Raw genomic sequence first — 14,910 nt, forward strand, 5'->3', positions numbered from 1 at the left:
CGATGTGTTTTACTTCCAGTCTGCAATGACTTCGTAAAAAAGTCCGTCCTTCCGGTAATACGCTTCGGATTTGGAGAAGTTCAGGTAGGTCTGTGCCTCTGCAAGCTGCTCTCCCGTCAAAATGACTTGGCGTTGCTTGTTCCCTTCGTCTCGATATTCGACAACGAGGCTGACTTCTTCCGACTGGCAATGTTGAATAAGTTCTTCTGGTGTAGCAAAAGTAATCCGCTTCATGCTCCCCCACCTCCTCCATCGTGATCATTCATTATAGCAAGGATTATGGCTTTCTCCCATCGTTTCTCTCTCGCTTTACAGAAATGCTACCGAGATCATCAGCCAATTGAGTCGCCGGAAAAATTTGCTGTGCCTCCGCTAACAGATCCTCCATCGAAAAATCTCCGTCTTCATCTTCATAACGTGGACTGAAGTGAGTCAGACACAGTTCTTTCACGCCCGCTTCTTTAGCAATTTGAGCCGCCTCAAGTGCTGTAGAATGCCCGCTTCTTGTCGCCAGCTCCTTGTCGTGATGAGCGTAGGTCGCTTCGTGGACGAGCAAATCCGCCCCTTTTGCCAGCTCCAATACCGCCTGGCTCGGCTCCGTATCTCCACTAAAGACGATTTTGCGTCCTGGCTGCGGCTCTCCGACGAAGTCCTTTCCGTCCAGAACACGACCATCCTCAAGTGTGACCTGTTCTCCTCTCTTCAAGGCTCCAAATAACGGCCCTGACGGCACCCCTGCCTGCTTTGCCAATTCTACTTGAAAGGCTCCTGTCTTCTCCTTTTCCATCACAGCATAAGCAAACGAAGGCACGCGATGCTTCGCCATTCGACAGCTCACCACGAGCTCTTCGTCCTCGTAGATTACGCCCTCACTGACGATTTTTATTTCCAACGGATATTGCAAATGAACCGGACTTGCCTCCATGATCGCTCGAAAATATCTGTCGAGCCCTGGTGGTCCGTACAGCTCTAACGGAGTCGGTTCGGTATTGCGCAAAGACCTGCTCGCAAGCAGTCCGATCAGTCCGTACAGATGATCCCCATGCAGATGGGTGATAAAAATTTTATCCAATTGACTAATTTTCATCGGTGCTCGCAGTAGCTGGTGTTGAGTCCCCTCTCCGCAGTCAAACAACCACCACTTTCCTGCCTGTAAAAATCGCAAGCCGATCCCACTCACGTTTCTTCGCGTAGTGGGTGCACCTGATCCGGTGCCTAAAAATGTAACGATCACGCTATGTCCATCTCCTTTGTGGCCTTCCCTCATCATGTGCCTGTCTCTATCTCTAGGCATTCACCCTTTTTTATCTGGGCGCATAGCCTACAACATACAAAGCCTAGCAAGGAGGGACTCCTAATCATGAAACGATTTTTGGCGCTGGGGCTGGCCGCTTTTTTCGCTATGACGGCCGTCTTGACTGGCTGCTCCAGCACTCCCGAAAAAATAAGAATTGGTGAAGTGACTCGTTCTTTGTTTTACGCCCCGCAATATGTCGCACTTGAAAAAGGATTTTTCAAGGAAGAAGGTCTGGAAGTGGAGCTCTCAACCATACCTGGCGGAGATAAAGTGATGTCGGCACTGTTATCTGGCGGCATCGAGGTCGCGCTCGTCGGCTCCGAGACCAGCATCTACGTCTCTTTGCAAGGAGCTGTCGATCCAGTTGTCAATTTTGCGCAGCTCACACAGACAGACGGTACCTTCCTCGTCTCCCGCAACAAAATGGATGACTTTACTTTCGACAAGCTAAAGGGCAGTGTCTTCCTGGGGCAACGTAAAGGCGGCATGCCGCAAATGGTCGGAGAGTATGTACTCAAAAAGCACAAAATCAATCCGCAAGGCGACCTGGAACTCATTCAGAATATCGAATTCAAAAATATTGCGTCTTCCTTTGCATCTGGTACCGGAGCGTATGTACAGCTGTTTGAACCGGAAGCCTCCCGCTTTGAACAGGAAGGAATCGGCCATGTCGTAGCCTCTTTTGGCACAGAGAGCGGAACCGTTCCTTATACCGTCTTCATGACAAAACAAAGCTATCTCGACAGCAACGCAACAGCTATCCAAAAGTTTACCAATGCGGTCTACAAAGGGCAACAGTGGGTTGCCAGCCACAGTGCAAAAGAAACGGCAAATGTGATTGGCAAGTACTTCGAGCAAATCGATCCAACGATTTTGGAAACCGCCGTACAGCGTTACCTGGGGCAGGGCTCTTATGCAACAGATCCCATTCTGGACGAAAAGGAATGGAACCAGCTACAAGATATTATGGATTCCGCTGGTGAATTAAAGCAACGCGCTGATTACACCAAGCTGGTAAACACCACATTTGCTATCCAATCCAAGGAAGGGAAATAGGCCGTCATGAAGCAGATTTCTTCTACGCCGGCAAAAATAGAACTCGGCCACGTGACCCATCTTTATTTATCCACGACCAGGGCGTTCATGGCGGTCCAAGACATTAACCTGCGCGTGGAGGAAGGCGAATTCATTTGTCTGGTTGGTCCCAGCGGTTGTGGAAAGACGACGCTGCTCTCACTCATTGCAGGGCTTGAGAAGCCGACAGCAGGCAAGGTGTGGATCGACGGAAGTAAAGTCACCGGAACGTCTAGGCAAGTTGGCTACATGCTTCAGCAAGATTATTTGTTCAATTGGCGTTCCATCGAAGACAACGTGTTTCTCGGACTCGATATCCAAGGCATCCGCTCCAAGGAAACAGAGGAGTACGCCCTGCATCTGCTCGATGAAATGGAACTGTCTGATGTGCGCAAATCCTCTCCCCTGCAACTGTCAGGCGGCATGCGGCAACGGGTTGCACTCGTCCGAACACTCGCCTGTCAACCTGATGTGCTGTTGCTCGACGAACCATTTTCGGCATTGGACTACCAGACCAAACTCAAGCTCGAAGACTTGATCTTTTCAACACTGCGTCGGCATAAAAAAACGGCAGTCCTTGTGACACATGATCTCTCCGAATCGATCGCGATGGGCGATCGCGTCTATATCTTTTCACGCAACCCGGGACGTATCAATAGCGAGATTGTCGTACCTAGCCCGATCCGGGATGCTCTGCCATTCGACGCTAGAAATCATGATGGATTCCAAGACTTGTTCCATCGCGTGTGGAAAGAGATGGAGGTAGTGTCTGATGCAGCCAAAGGAAATTGAATCCGTCCACCGCCGCTACTTGCAGCTAGAAAAGCGAATGAGCTTTTCCGTCTTTGCCACACAACTGTTCCTCTTTCTCGTTTTTCTCGGCTTATGGGAGCTATTGGCTCGAACCAATACCATTAATGCGCTCATCTTCAGCTATCCCACCAAAATTTGGGCTCAATTTTGGTTGCAGCTGCAAGATGGCAGTCTTCTCCCGCATGTCGGCTTAACCGTATGGGAAACGATTATCGGCTTTCTCTTAGGAACGATTCTGGGAACCGTCATGGCCACGATCATATGGTGGTCCCCTTTTCTCTCCCGCGTACTAGAGCCTTACCTGGTTATTGCCAACAGTATGCCAAAGGTAGCCCTCGGTCCGGTTTTCATCGTCGGCTTTGGTCCAGGTTTGCTCTCCGTCATAGCTATGGGGTGCGCGATCTCGATCATCATCACCACGATCAACGTCTACACCAGCTTCAAGGAAGTCAATCAAAATTACGTCAAAGTCGTGCAAACACTCGGAGGGAGCAAACGGCAAATCTTCACGCTCGTCATTTTGCCAGCTACCATCCCAACCCTTCTCGCCACGCTGAAGGTGAATGTCGGACTTTCGTGGGTGGGCGTCATCGTTGGAGAATTTCTTGTATCCCAGCAAGGCTTGGGGTATTTGATCATATACGGCTTCCAAGTGTTTAATTTCACCCTGGTCATGATGAGCTTAGCCATTATCGCAGTCATCGCCACCCTGATGTATCAAGGCGTAGCCTATGTAGAGCGGCTGCTCACCAGCCAGTTTAAATAGATGGCTTCTAAAAAACGGTGCTAACCATCTACCGGGGATGATTGCACCGTTTTTTCATGGACCAATAGGTTCTGACGAGGTCAGGGGGCCACGATCTCGACCTTTATTCTATCTGGGTCCTCGAAAAACAAAGCATAATGTCCCTCGCCTCCAGCATGCGGATGCCGATCCTGATAGAGTAAAGAGATACCCCGACGAGCAACCTCCTCCCGCAGCTTTTCCACATGTTCTCGATCCCTTGCATAAAATGCTAGATGATTCAAACCGACTCGACACCGATGATACGGAATGTCGAGGAATCGCTCTTCTGCCTGGACAAAAACCAGATAAGTACCGTTTTGTTTCCAACTTACCCCACTGGCCCATTCTTGATATCGCGTATAGCCCAGTTCCCCCTCCAGTAACCAGCCCCAAAAATCATTGGAGCGTGCCAGGTTGGAGACATACACTTCCACATGATGCAGCATCGCACAGTCCCCTTCTTACAGAAAAACGCCCGACAGCGAAATGCCGGGCGCTCTAGCTATCGATTTACTTCCAAAACTTCCACTTGCTCTTCTTCGCCGTCGGATCATCCATTTGGCTCTCGACGTCTTTCTGTTGGGCGGCTGCTTCCATTTCTATCGCTCCAGGTACTCGATTCAGGAAGTGATCGACCATTGGCTTGTAATTATCTGGCAAATGCTCTTGCATGTTTCGCAGGATGGCAATTGCCTTTTCCATTTGATCGGTCGCCAACAGAGCGTTGGCATAGTTAAAGCCTGCATACGGATACGGGAAATCTGGCGTCCAGAACTTTTCACAAATCTGAATCAATTGATAGACATAACCTGCTTGTCCCAATTCACCAGTCACAGTCATCACGACCTCAAAGCGGTCCTTCGCTCCTTCAATCGCTACCATGTACCATTTCATCGCATTCAGGAGGTCCTCCTCCGTCAAAGCAAGACGAGCCAGCTGTAGCTGTGGTCTCCAAGCGCCTTCTTTACTTGCCAGCGCCTCCAGCTGCCCTTTCAGCTCATCCTTTATCCCTCTTTGCACAAAGCTCTCGACAAACATGTTCAAGCCATTTTCTTGATTCGGGTCTTTGTGTAATCCTGTATGTAGGGTCTCGATCGCTTTTGGCTCATCTCCCTCAAACGCGAAGATTTTTGCCAAATTGGTGCAAGCCGTACCCGATGACGGGAATCGTTCCAGACAATCTGTCAGGATTTTTTTAGCACTTTCAAACTCTCTCGCCTGCATATGAACGACTGCACGGAAAATAAGAGCAGACTCAATTGGCCCGTATAATTCGAGAAGCCTGTCGGCAGCGACAGCGGCTTGCTCATGAAATTGACCCTTCACCAACTCCATCGCAAAATCGCGAAGCTTTTCTTTTTCATCCCAGTACTTATCCAGATTTTGCGGAATTATTTTTTTCTGGTAATCCTCGCGGGACATATCGATGGTTTGACCAAGCTCATTGGTAAACGTCACAAATTCAGACATGAAACAGCCTCGCTTTCATTTCCTCACAAAAGTTTCAAAAGAACGATTCTCCACATAAGGAAAACCGCCAATTAGATCCATGCTTTGATATTTACTTTACGGATAAATTCCTCCATTGATTCCTTCGCGGGTTCGTCATTTGCCTCTTCTGCATCTTCCATGCCCATCAGTTGTCGAAACAGTGCTTCGTTCCTTGTTGCCAATGCAAAATCAAGTAAAGCCTCATGCGAGATGCGATTTGCTTCTTCCGCAAGCAATTGCTCCTCCAAGACGATATCCTCTTCTACAACGGCGATATGCTTATCAATTTTCGGAATGCGTAAAACCCAGGAAAATGCGCTGTCCGGATTGCGGTCACGAGCAATCAGGTAACCGTATTCACCTAAAGGCAAACCTTGCTCGAAGGAGTCGGCAACAATGACGACGCGTTGTCCAAGCTTGAACATGAGCGTCAACTCCTAATAAAGATTAATTCTAATCATACTAAATTGTATGTGTTCTTGGGAAGAGAAAACCCCTAAGGATTGGCAAATGCACAAAAAGTTTGTTGCCTGAATCAAAATAAGGTACAATTTTTACTAGTGAATGGAAATTGGTAATGAGGTGTACAAGGTATGGGTGAAATGTCTACAGGGTTTTCCCTGTTTATCGTTGGCTGGACCATTGTTCTCGTAAGTCTGATGGCGATTGGCGGGTATTTCATGTTCCGCAAATTTCTCAAGTCCATGCCCAAGCAAGACGGAAAATCTGACTTGGATTGGCAGGATCATTACATTGATCAGACACGCGCGCTCTGGACAGATGAGGGTCTGACCTTGCTCAATGAATTGGTTGATCCTGTGCCACAGTTGTTTCGCGATGTTGCCAGACGTTCCATCGCAGCGAAAATCGGCCAGATCGCGCTGGAAGAGAAAGCAGCCACCATTACAACAGATTTGATTGTAAAGGGGTACATCGTAGCAACTCCCAAACGTGACCACAAATGGCTGATTGCCCACCTGAAATCCAAAGAAATCGACTACACGCCCTATGAGAAATATTTGAATGCCGAGGGATAATTGAAACTTCCTGTGGAGTCGTCCGTAAAAAAGGTAAGACCTTTTTGGCAAGGAGACGATGTGGATGTCAGTCATACTCACGATTTTGGGGATCGGTTTCGTTATATTGATCGTTGCGATTGTCATTGTGGCGGTTCTCTTTAAGAAAGGCGCCCGGTTCTTATGGAAAATGACCGGACGTGGCTATCACAAGTACAGCAGCAGTGATTACCGATATCGGCCTTCATGGAAGATGGGGCATCGAAAATACGGTCATCGTCACTACCGTCGCAAATATTCCAGCCATAGTGGATTTTTTAGCAGCTAACGTTATTAAAATGAAAAGGCACTCAAATTCGTTTGGGTGTCTTTTTTGTGTAGAAAGGTCGAAATTCGTTTTTTAACACAACGGTTTGCGCGTTACCTTTTGGTTCGCAAACAACAAACCTCCAAAACCACAAGATTAGTGGAATTGGAGGTTTGTATGATTTAAGCATGGTTGCTTTTTTTGGTTACGTTTTGCTGCCCTCCGGATACCCCACCTGATACCAGGAATGCCATGACTTCTGAGCTTTCCGTATCAAGCAGCTGTACCTGATCGCTCGGAAACAACAGGAGATTTCCTGCAAAATTGTACGACTGCGGCAGATAGACCGCTACGTGGTCTGTGAGACCGAAAGAATCGAGGCTTTCCTTTGTAACGAACCCAATGGCCTTTGCATTTCCATCCTTGGATAGCGTCACGAGCACTGGCTTGTCAAAGCTCTTCTTCTCCCCTACAAACGCTCCGATCAAATCCTTGATGGACGTATAAATGAGTTTGATAAACGGCACTTTCTCGAAGATGGTGGACACGAGCGAAAGCACTCCGCGTGTCAGGACATTGGATGCAAGGAAACCTATAATCGTAATGCCGAGTATAGTCAAGAGGACACCAAGTCCGGGAATTTGGAGATTAAACCACTTATGGACCAGTCGATAGAACCAGTTATCCACGGTCGTGAAAATCCAGTACAAAATATAAATCGTCACTGCCAAAGGACTGACAAACAATAACCCCTCTAAAAAATAGCGAATGAAACGCTTCATCTCTCTCCTCCTCTCTTCTAACCACTTAACCGTAATTATTGTACCTGATTGGATTGCCATCTGCTATGATGAAGAAAAAAAGAGAAAGTAGGGAGATTCATGCAAGCACTTGTCACACCTCAATGGCTCAAGGATCATCTGAACGATGAAAATTTGGTGATCGTCGATTGTCGTTTTGCTTTAAGTGCTTCTGAAGCAGGTGCAGAGGAATACACGAAGGATCATATCCCGCAAGCCCTCTACTTTCATTTGAACCGTGACCTTTCTGGCTCCAAAAGCGAGCATGGTGGACGTCATCCTCTACCAGATACGGATCTGCTGGCTGCCCATTTTTCAAATGCGGGAATCGATGCTAATACGACTGTCATCGCCTACGATGATCAGGAAATGGCAATGGCAGGACGGCTATGGTGGCTGCTGCGATACCTGGGTCACGATCAGGTAGCTGTACTCGACGGCGGATACGCTGCTTGGAAAAAGGCTGGCTATGAGGTAACAGCAGAAGTACCTGCTGTACAAGCTCGAGAGTTCGTCCCACATGTCCGCCACGACATGCTTGTTGACATTGAGGGAGTGAAGAGTCGAAGTGAGCAAACAGTATTGCTTGATTCTCGCGCACCAGAACGCTACCGTGGCGAGAACGAGCCAATCGATGCAAAAGCTGGTCACATACCCGGGGCGCACAATTTCTTTTACAAGGACAACCTCACAGCTGATCAGACGATGCTTCCGACAGATGAGCTGCAAAAGCGTCTCGCCCCTTATGCTGATAAAGAATTGATCGTCTATTGTGGCTCAGGCGTGACAGCTTGCTCCAATTTGCTCGCTTTCCATGCTGCTGGTCGAACCGATGTGAAATTGTATTTGGGCAGTTGGAGTGATTGGAGCTCGTATCCTAATAATCCGGTAGCTACCGGCGAAGAGTAATTCCATAATTGGCCTGGCGGCGATCGCTTCCCTACGATACGGGGAGCGGTCGTCTTTTTTTCTTCCTCTATCATTTTCGCTAACATTCATAGATAATAATTATCATTATCACAAACTTGTGCACTTGCCTGAAAAGGTGGATGGATTCATGAAGCATAACGAAGAATACGAGCTTAGTCGCCAAATGTCCCTCAACGAGGTTCGAGCCTATATGATCTGTAACTTCGATCGCTCGTTAAACGTAACTACGTTGGCAGCGATGGCGAACTTAAGTCCGAGCTATTTTGGTGATTCGTTCAAGAAGGCATACGGACAAAGTGTCATGGACTATGTAACGAGTCTGCGTATCAATCACGCCAAGCGATTGTTACGCGAGACAGATATGAAGCTGCGGGATATTGCGAAAACAATCGGGTATAGCGATGAGTTTTACTTCAGTCGGAAGTTTAAAAAGAAAGTGGGAGTATCCCCCTCCGCGTATGAAAAAGTTTCCGAGCGCAAAGTTGCCGTCTACTCCCCTTCCCTACTGGGACATCTAGTCGTACTGGGGATTATACCAGTCGCTGCTCCTTTGGATGCGAAATGGACCCCCTATTACTATCAGCAGTATCAGCAACAGATCGCGGTTCATCTAAAAGCGGTCGAAACACCGTGGAACGATGACGATCAGGAAATCATGCTTTTGGCTGCCAAGCCGGATATTGTCATTAGCCACATAGAGCTTCCCGAGACTACCAAGCAATGCTTGTCCACACATGGCATAGACGTCTTGACCCTCCAATCTTCTAGCTGGAGAGAGCAATTACGTGAAGTTGCCAACTACACGGGCAAAGAAGCTGCTTGTGACTCCTGGATCGCTTTTTATGAAGCGAAGGCTGCTGCTATTCGCGCAGACCTGCAATCCATGCTCAAGCAAGATAAATTTGCGATCATTCGACTCTATCGGGATAGCATCCATCTCTACAACAACAAGGGGATGAAGGAGCTTCTATGCGACGATTTGCAGCTTTCTCTTGTGGAAGAGGAAACGGAACCTTGCAATCGGCCAATCACGCTTGAGCAGCTTGCGAGCTTAGACCCGGAGCGAATCCTGTTGTTCGTTTGTCTGGATGAGTCGACACGCCTAAGCTGGCTGACGCTACAGCATCATTCGCTTTGGAGAGGACTTCGCGCTGTTCAAAATGGATACCTCTATCCCTTGCCTTCTAATCCGTGGTACGAGTATTCACCTGTTGCCATGAACCGGATGCTGGATGAGATGCTGCTGATGGTAACGGGGAAAAGTCCAAATGAGATTCAAGGTGTTGTCCATGGAGCCCCTTTCTTGGGTGAATTATAATGTTTTCCAGTGAGAAACATTATCATCGAGAGGGGATTCCACTAGTATGACAAAGAAAACAAGCCTTGCGCTGATGCTAACCACGACGATGCTCGCTGCTGGACTGGCAGCAGGTTGCGGGAACAATGCAAGCAGTGAGGCAGTGACGCAAAAGGTCGATTCGTCCGCGACCGGGAGTACCGAAGGATCAGCAAAGAGCTCTTCTGACCAGCTTGCCTACCCACGGGTACTAAAAGATGAAATGGGTAACGAGGTGACATTGCCTGCCGCACCTACCAAAATATTCGCTCCCAATCTGGAAGATACTTTGGTCGCACTGGGCGTTGCTCCGATCGTGCAATGGTCATCTGGCTCAAGACCGAAAATGTATTTGCAAGATAAGCTAAAAGATGTGCCGTCCATTGCCTTCACTGGTGGATTGCCTCCAGAGCCAGAAGCGGTTATGGCCCATGAGCCAGACCTCATCCTCTTGCACAATGCCAACCATATCGAAAGCGGCGTGTACGATAAATATAAGATGATCGCTCCGACATATGTGTTCAAGCAAGCAAATAATGATCTTGAATCTTCCGTACGCGTGGTTGGCGATCTGTTGGGCAAATCGGCGGAAGCTGAAAAAGCTTTGCAGACATATAAGGAGCATGTCGAGGCAGCCAAAAAGGAGCTGGCCCCTCATATCCAAGGCAAAAAAGCCGCAATCATTCGCTTCAATGGTAGAGGGATGTTCTTCATCAAGTACGATTTCTTCAGTGGATACGTACTTACTAATGAGCTAGGCTTTTTGCCGAGCCAGGTTGTATCCGGCGGCGACATCAATTTATCACTAGAGAGCTTACCTGATCTGGATGCGGACTATATTTTCCTCATCAATGACGCTGGTACGGGGGATGCGTTCGAAAAAGATTTGACAGAGAGTCCTGTTTGGAAAAGCATGGAGGCTGTGAAGAACGGTCGTACGTTTAAAGTAGAGGGAGATCACTGGTTAAGTGGCGGCCTGATCGCACATAGGAAAGTCATTGACGATGTGAAAGGATTGATTGCAAAATGAGAATCATAGAGAAAAACGGCTACTCCCCTCTTCATTGTGTAGAGTGGACTTTGCAATCAAGCCAAGGTCGTGACTATCGGATTATGATTGCGATTCCAGAAGCTGAGGCCCCACCCGAGGGCTATGCCGTTATTTATGCCGTGGATGGCGATGCGATGTTCGGAACAATTGCGGAGACAGTGAAGCTGCAAACCCGCAAGCCCAAGGGCTTCAACCCAGCCATTGTTGTAGGAATCGGCTATCCATCGCGTCTGCCATTTGACATGGACCGCCGTTGTTACGATCTGACCATGCCTGTGGATTCGGCTACACTTCCTGACCGACCGAATGGGGAGCCTTGGCCAGAGCATGGCGGAGCTGATTTGTTCCTCGATTTCCTTGAACAGCAGCTGATGCCAGCTATTTCTTCCGAATGGCAGGTAAATCCAAATAAACAGGCGATTTTCGGCCATTCCTTGGGTGGTCATTTCACACTGTATACGATGTTCTCGCGTCCGAAGCTTTTCTCTCACGTCGTATCAGGTAGCCCTTCCGTCTGGTGGGGCAATGACGAGGTATTGAGGGAGCAGGAACGCTTCATCGCCGAATGGAAAGGCGATCATGAAGGAAAGCTGCTTGTCATGGTAGGCGGTGATGAGCTCTCTTTCATGGTCGAGGGAGCACAACGGGTCGTCCGGCGTATGGAACTACTCGCTACTAAAGGTGTTCAAGTGAGCTACATCAAATTCGAAGATGAGGGCCACGTAAGCGTGTTGCCTTCCGCTATTAATAGACTTGTGCGGTTTGTGCTTACGGATTAGCCCTCTGAGACTACTTTCGTAAATGTAAAGGACAGACAAATGATACGATATATGCGTCTATTGCTTCATTTCGGCTATCAAGAAGCCATGTCTTGCTTGTTTCCGGTCTTTATTTTTGGTTCGCTCGCCTTATCCAAATTCGTCACCATTCCTGGTTTGCCGAGGTATGACCTCCTACTTCTGCTCTGCCTGCTCTTCCAGATTTTCATGGTGAAAAGCGGCTTGGAGTCTCGGGACGAATTGAAGGTCATCACGGTCTTTCACGTGATTGGGCTGTGCTTGGAAATTTTCAAGGTACATATGGGATCTTGGAGCTATCCAGAGGATGCGTACAGCAAGGTGTTGGGCGTTCCTCTTTACAGTGGGTTCATGTACGCCAGTGTCGCGAGCTACTTATGTCAAGCTTGGCGGAGATTACATGTCACGATCGAGGGGTGGCCGCATCCGATGATCTCTACGATCTTGGGGGCGATGATCTACCTCAACTTTTTTACGCACCATTATATTTGGGATTTGCGTTGGGGCCTGATGGCGGCTATCTTCATCGTCTTTTGGAAAACACGTGTTTATTTTCAGGTTGCTAATGAGAGGCTATTCATGCCCATCCCTCTTGGTTACTTTTTGATCGGTTTTTTCATTTGGATTGCGGAAAATATAGCGACGTTCCTCGGGGCTTGGAATTATCCGAATCAAAGAGCAGGCTGGGAGCTCGTGCATCTCAGTAAAATCAGCTCGTGGTTTTTACTTGTCATCGTGAGCTTTATTATCGTGGCGGAATTGAAGCATGTAAAATCCAGAAGATCCCAATCCCAAGACAAGAAACACATGTAAAAAGCCCATCCACTCTTTCGTACGAAACGTCAAGGGGTGGATAGGCTTTCTCTTTTTTATTTTATAACGTTGCTGATTACATTCTCAATCATTTGACGATTGGCAATGACCCCAGTGTATAGCCAGCTGGAATCTTTCGCAAACGTATACGCATTGCCATTCTTCACAGCAGGGATATTCGTCCATACTGGATCCTTTTGAAGCTGTTCCACAGCAGTCGGATTACTGTTTACGATAAACAAATACTCGGCATCGAGTTCAGCCAATTTCTCCATGGAAATCGAGTTCCAATTTGCATCTCCTGACTTGGAGATTTCCTGAACAATGGCAGGAACCTTAAACCCGAGGTCCTTGTAAAGCACATCGCCGCTAGACAAGTCTTGACGTGCTACGTACACATTTTTCCCCGTCATCCACAGTGCTGCCGCTGATTTTTCCCCAATCGCTTTCTGCAGCTTTTGCTTGGACTCAGCTGCAAATGTCTCGTAATCCGCCAGCACCTTCTTCGCTTCTTCCCCCTTGTTGAGGACTTCTCCTACAGTCAGGAGCTCTTTACGCCAATCGCTGTTCTTTTCTTTTCCAATGGTGTACGTAGGAGCGATTTTCGAGTACTGGCTATACTTGTCCCCTTGGACCAGGGATGCGCTATCCAAAATAATCAGGTCAGGGCTGTGGCTCATCACGACCTCTGGCGGCAGATCATAAGGAATCGCTGGAATACCCCCCAGCTCTTTTTGCAGGTAGCCTTGTACCTGGCTGTTCCCTACTGACCATTGAGCAACTGGCTTCACTCCCAACGCTACTAAATGATCCTCCAGATAAGAAGCGATCACTCGCTGCGGTTGGGCTGGGACTGTTACTTCATTTCCCATCGCATCCTTCAGTACCCGTGGGGCTTCAGTCGCTGATGTCGCGGTCTGGCTGTTGCTCGCTTGTGTTTCTGGACTCGCAGCGTTTTGCTGGCCAGAGCAAGCACTCACGATTGTAACGAGGCTTGCCAATACGACACTGGCTATCGAAAGTTTGGCTGTTTTTTTCATTGGTTCGTTCCTCCATCTGCTTCATGCCTTCAAGCAGCGAAATATTGCCAACTTGAACGCATTTTAATTGAGAATAATTATCATAATCACAAAGGGTATTATAGCCGATTATGGTAAGATGCTCAACTTTTTGTTTTATGGAAACAAAAAAAGACCCTCTGCTCCCTAAGCAGAAAGTCCTTATCCTCTTAGCGTGGAACCCCGCTTAACAAGAATCGATGCAGTCCCCCGATCAGGCAGACACCCGCGGTTACAAAAAACGCAATGAAGTAGGAATGGTGCCAATTCCCCAGCAAGCCTGCCAATACTGGGCTCAATACCGCTCCGATCGACAATATCGCTGAGTAAATACTAAACACGCTACCGTATTGCTCTCTCGGTGAATGTACCGTCAAAATGGTCGCAAAAGCTGGGAACAGCATCCCAAAGGACGCACCGAAGAAAAACATCATGACGTGAATCGGAATCGCCAGCCCGATTGCCAGGGCGTACAGAAGAAGGCTGAGCACACCCAATCCGGCAAAAGTTCTCGTCTCAACAGGGACGCGATGCAGCCAAAACTGGCACAAAATCGCGAGTGCCCCTAACCCTTTCAAGCTAAATAATATGCCAGTAACGGCCGGGGACAACCCTTGCTTTTGGATGAGCAAAGGCACCTCATAGATGATCGTTCCCTGAGCGTAAATGATCGCAAATCCCCCAAGAAACGCAGGATATAGCATTCGATTTTCCAGGATGGAGGTTAGGCTCTGCTTGCCCCCACCTTTCATCCGTGGCGTTGATGGCGTGCTTTCCTCTACTCTATCCGGCAACATCATCCAAGCGAAAACGCCAGCAATGATCATCATGTAGCCGAGTATCACGAATGATTGACCATAGCCGAACTGCACCGCCAAAAAGCTACCGACTGCCGGGGAAACGATACCCGCCGAGGTAAGAACCAATCCCTTTTTGCCCATGATCTCGCCCTGCTCAAGTGCCGTCTTCCCTGTTTCACCGAGCAAGGCAGAACAAGCAGGAGATACAAACGCCATCAAAAAACCGAGCATCAGCCGAAAGGTAAAGAAACCAGCAGTATTTTGCACGATGCCTTGACCAATCAGCATCACGCCAGCCAAGATCAATCCACCTGCAATAAACCATTTTTTCGGATAGCGATCGAGAAAAGGGCCAGCGAGCAGGTTGCCTGTCAAATTACTGATCGCATACCCGCCGAGCACGAAACCGATCATCGCAGCGGATACACCCAATACGTTTAAATACGGCGCAAGAAGAGGCGTCTGCGCGTGCATGTCAAAGGCAACAAGAAACAAAACCACTAACAGGAGAGCCCTCAAAGTATTCCCTTCCTCTCTTAC

At 48.3% G+C, this 14,910-nt stretch carries 18 protein-coding genes; 10 read left to right on the forward strand and 8 right to left on the reverse strand.

Features of this window, described 5'->3' with window-relative positions; genetic code table 11:
• Window positions 1-9: 9 nt before the first annotated feature.
• Window positions 10-234 carry a hypothetical protein gene (locus E8L90_RS11650; RefSeq protein ID WP_137029541.1) on the reverse strand — a complete coding sequence of 75 codons (225 nt, stop codon included), beginning with the start codon at window positions 232-234 and terminating at the stop codon, window positions 10-12.
• A gap of 43 nt (window positions 235-277) precedes the next feature.
• A complete protein-coding gene (gene rnz / locus E8L90_RS11655; protein WP_137029542.1) occupies window positions 278-1,234 on the reverse strand; it encodes a ribonuclease Z in 957 nt (318 codons plus the stop codon).
• Between the two features lie 126 nt (window positions 1,235-1,360).
• Between rnz and E8L90_RS11660 the strand changes: the two genes are divergently transcribed.
• The 3 genes from E8L90_RS11660 to E8L90_RS11670 are packed head-to-tail and all read left to right on the forward strand — an operon-like array spanning window position 1,361 to window position 3,950.
• The gene (locus E8L90_RS11660) at window positions 1,361-2,353 is read left to right on the forward strand and encodes an ABC transporter substrate-binding protein (protein WP_137029543.1); all 993 of its coding nucleotides are present in this window, start codon (window positions 1,361-1,363) and stop codon (window positions 2,351-2,353) included.
• A gap of 6 nt (window positions 2,354-2,359) precedes the next feature.
• Window positions 2,360-3,163: an ABC transporter ATP-binding protein gene (locus E8L90_RS11665; RefSeq protein ID WP_137029544.1), complete on the forward strand. Its 804-nt coding sequence runs from the start codon at window positions 2,360-2,362 to the stop codon at window positions 3,161-3,163.
• The gene (locus E8L90_RS11670; RefSeq protein ID WP_137029545.1) at window positions 3,144-3,950 is read left to right on the forward strand and encodes an ABC transporter permease; all 807 of its coding nucleotides are present in this window, start codon (window positions 3,144-3,146) and stop codon (window positions 3,948-3,950) included. The genes E8L90_RS11665 and E8L90_RS11670 overlap by 20 nt, the downstream gene beginning before the upstream one ends.
• Before the next feature lie 80 nt (window positions 3,951-4,030).
• Here the strand turns inward: E8L90_RS11670 and E8L90_RS11675 are convergent, their stop codons facing one another.
• The 3 genes from E8L90_RS11675 to E8L90_RS11685 all read right to left on the reverse strand — a co-directional run bounded on the left by E8L90_RS11675 (window position 4,031) and on the right by E8L90_RS11685 (window position 5,887).
• The gene (locus tag E8L90_RS11675) at window positions 4,031-4,417 is read right to left on the reverse strand and encodes a VOC family protein (protein ID WP_137029546.1); all 387 of its coding nucleotides are present in this window, start codon (window positions 4,415-4,417) and stop codon (window positions 4,031-4,033) included.
• Window positions 4,418-4,481: 64 nt separating this feature from the next.
• Window positions 4,482-5,441 carry a tetratricopeptide repeat protein gene (locus E8L90_RS11680; protein WP_137029547.1) on the reverse strand — a complete coding sequence of 320 codons (960 nt, stop codon included), beginning with the start codon at window positions 5,439-5,441 and terminating at the stop codon, window positions 4,482-4,484.
• A 71-nt stretch (window positions 5,442-5,512) separates the two neighbouring features.
• Entirely contained in the window at window positions 5,513-5,887 is a 375-nt protein-coding gene (locus E8L90_RS11685) for an ATPase (protein ID WP_137029548.1), read from the reverse strand.
• 168 nt (window positions 5,888-6,055) lie between these two features.
• On the opposite strand from E8L90_RS11685, the gene E8L90_RS11690 reads away from it, so the two are divergent.
• A complete protein-coding gene (locus E8L90_RS11690) occupies window positions 6,056-6,499 on the forward strand; it encodes a DUF2621 domain-containing protein (protein WP_137029549.1) in 444 nt (147 codons plus the stop codon).
• A 64-nt stretch (window positions 6,500-6,563) separates the two neighbouring features.
• The gene (locus tag E8L90_RS11695; RefSeq protein WP_137029550.1) at window positions 6,564-6,806 is read left to right on the forward strand and encodes a hypothetical protein; all 243 of its coding nucleotides are present in this window, start codon (window positions 6,564-6,566) and stop codon (window positions 6,804-6,806) included.
• Window positions 6,807-6,967: 161 nt separating this feature from the next.
• Here E8L90_RS11695 and E8L90_RS11700 read toward each other — a convergent pair whose 3' ends face one another.
• Window positions 6,968-7,567 (reverse strand): DUF502 domain-containing protein, encoded by a 600-nt coding sequence (locus E8L90_RS11700; RefSeq protein ID WP_137029551.1) that lies wholly within the window; start codon window positions 7,565-7,567, stop codon window positions 6,968-6,970.
• Between the two features lie 99 nt (window positions 7,568-7,666).
• Between E8L90_RS11700 and E8L90_RS11705 the strand changes: the two genes are divergently transcribed.
• The 5 genes from E8L90_RS11705 (at window position 7,667) to E8L90_RS11725 (ending at window position 12,512) form a co-directional block, all read left to right on the forward strand.
• Complete coding sequence (locus E8L90_RS11705) at window positions 7,667-8,494, forward strand: sulfurtransferase (protein WP_137029552.1); 828 nt, start codon at window positions 7,667-7,669, stop codon at window positions 8,492-8,494.
• A gap of 148 nt (window positions 8,495-8,642) precedes the next feature.
• The gene (locus E8L90_RS11710) at window positions 8,643-9,833 is read left to right on the forward strand and encodes a helix-turn-helix domain-containing protein (protein WP_137029553.1); all 1,191 of its coding nucleotides are present in this window, start codon (window positions 8,643-8,645) and stop codon (window positions 9,831-9,833) included.
• Window positions 9,834-9,879: 46 nt separating this feature from the next.
• A complete protein-coding gene (locus E8L90_RS11715) occupies window positions 9,880-10,881 on the forward strand; it encodes an ABC transporter substrate-binding protein (RefSeq protein ID WP_137029554.1) in 1,002 nt (333 codons plus the stop codon).
• On the forward strand, window positions 10,878-11,681 hold the full coding sequence (locus tag E8L90_RS11720; RefSeq protein WP_137029555.1) for an alpha/beta hydrolase: 804 nt from the start codon (window positions 10,878-10,880) through the stop codon (window positions 11,679-11,681). The genes E8L90_RS11715 and E8L90_RS11720 overlap by 4 nt, the downstream gene beginning before the upstream one ends.
• 39 nt (window positions 11,682-11,720) lie before the next feature.
• Window positions 11,721-12,512 (forward strand): DUF817 domain-containing protein, encoded by a 792-nt coding sequence (locus tag E8L90_RS11725; RefSeq protein ID WP_137029556.1) that lies wholly within the window; start codon window positions 11,721-11,723, stop codon window positions 12,510-12,512.
• A 56-nt stretch (window positions 12,513-12,568) separates the two neighbouring features.
• Here the strand turns inward: E8L90_RS11725 and E8L90_RS11730 are convergent, their stop codons facing one another.
• Window positions 12,569-13,552 carry an ABC transporter substrate-binding protein gene (locus E8L90_RS11730; protein WP_137029557.1) on the reverse strand — a complete coding sequence of 328 codons (984 nt, stop codon included), beginning with the start codon at window positions 13,550-13,552 and terminating at the stop codon, window positions 12,569-12,571.
• Window positions 13,553-13,740: 188 nt separating this feature from the next.
• Window positions 13,741-14,889 carry an MFS transporter gene (locus E8L90_RS11735; protein ID WP_137029558.1) on the reverse strand — a complete coding sequence of 383 codons (1,149 nt, stop codon included), beginning with the start codon at window positions 14,887-14,889 and terminating at the stop codon, window positions 13,741-13,743.
• Window positions 14,890-14,910 lie beyond the last annotated feature (21 nt).

Source organism: Brevibacillus antibioticus (assembly GCF_005217615.1).
Taxonomy (GTDB): domain Bacteria; phylum Bacillota; class Bacilli; order Brevibacillales; family Brevibacillaceae; genus Brevibacillus; species Brevibacillus antibioticus.

Coding starts and splice junctions, on each gene's coding strand:
- E8L90_RS11730 (WP_137029557.1), bottom strand. CDS start 13,552: ATGAAAAAAACAGCCAAACTTTCGATAGCCAGTGTCGTATTGGCAAGC.
- E8L90_RS11675 (WP_137029546.1), bottom strand. CDS start 4,417: ATGCTGCATCATGTGGAAGTGTATGTCTCCAACCTGGCACGCTCCAAT.
- E8L90_RS11685 (WP_137029548.1), bottom strand. CDS start 5,887: ATGTTCAAGCTTGGACAACGCGTCGTCATTGTTGCCGACTCCTTCGAG.
- E8L90_RS11690 (WP_137029549.1), top strand. CDS start 6,056: ATGGGTGAAATGTCTACAGGGTTTTCCCTGTTTATCGTTGGCTGGACC.
- E8L90_RS11725 (WP_137029556.1), top strand. CDS start 11,721: ATGATACGATATATGCGTCTATTGCTTCATTTCGGCTATCAAGAAGCC.
- E8L90_RS11660 (WP_137029543.1), top strand. CDS start 1,361: ATGAAACGATTTTTGGCGCTGGGGCTGGCCGCTTTTTTCGCTATGACG.
- E8L90_RS11705 (WP_137029552.1), top strand. CDS start 7,667: ATGCAAGCACTTGTCACACCTCAATGGCTCAAGGATCATCTGAACGAT.
- E8L90_RS11710 (WP_137029553.1), top strand. CDS start 8,643: ATGAAGCATAACGAAGAATACGAGCTTAGTCGCCAAATGTCCCTCAAC.
- E8L90_RS11715 (WP_137029554.1), top strand. CDS start 9,880: ATGACAAAGAAAACAAGCCTTGCGCTGATGCTAACCACGACGATGCTC.
- E8L90_RS11680 (WP_137029547.1), bottom strand. CDS start 5,441: ATGTCTGAATTTGTGACGTTTACCAATGAGCTTGGTCAAACCATCGAT.
- E8L90_RS11700 (WP_137029551.1), bottom strand. CDS start 7,567: ATGAAGCGTTTCATTCGCTATTTTTTAGAGGGGTTATTGTTTGTCAGT.
- E8L90_RS11665 (WP_137029544.1), top strand. CDS start 2,360: ATGAAGCAGATTTCTTCTACGCCGGCAAAAATAGAACTCGGCCACGTG.
- E8L90_RS11695 (WP_137029550.1), top strand. CDS start 6,564: ATGTCAGTCATACTCACGATTTTGGGGATCGGTTTCGTTATATTGATC.
- E8L90_RS11670 (WP_137029545.1), top strand. CDS start 3,144: ATGCAGCCAAAGGAAATTGAATCCGTCCACCGCCGCTACTTGCAGCTA.
- E8L90_RS11720 (WP_137029555.1), top strand. CDS start 10,878: ATGAGAATCATAGAGAAAAACGGCTACTCCCCTCTTCATTGTGTAGAG.
- E8L90_RS11650 (WP_137029541.1), bottom strand. CDS start 234: ATGAAGCGGATTACTTTTGCTACACCAGAAGAACTTATTCAACATTGC.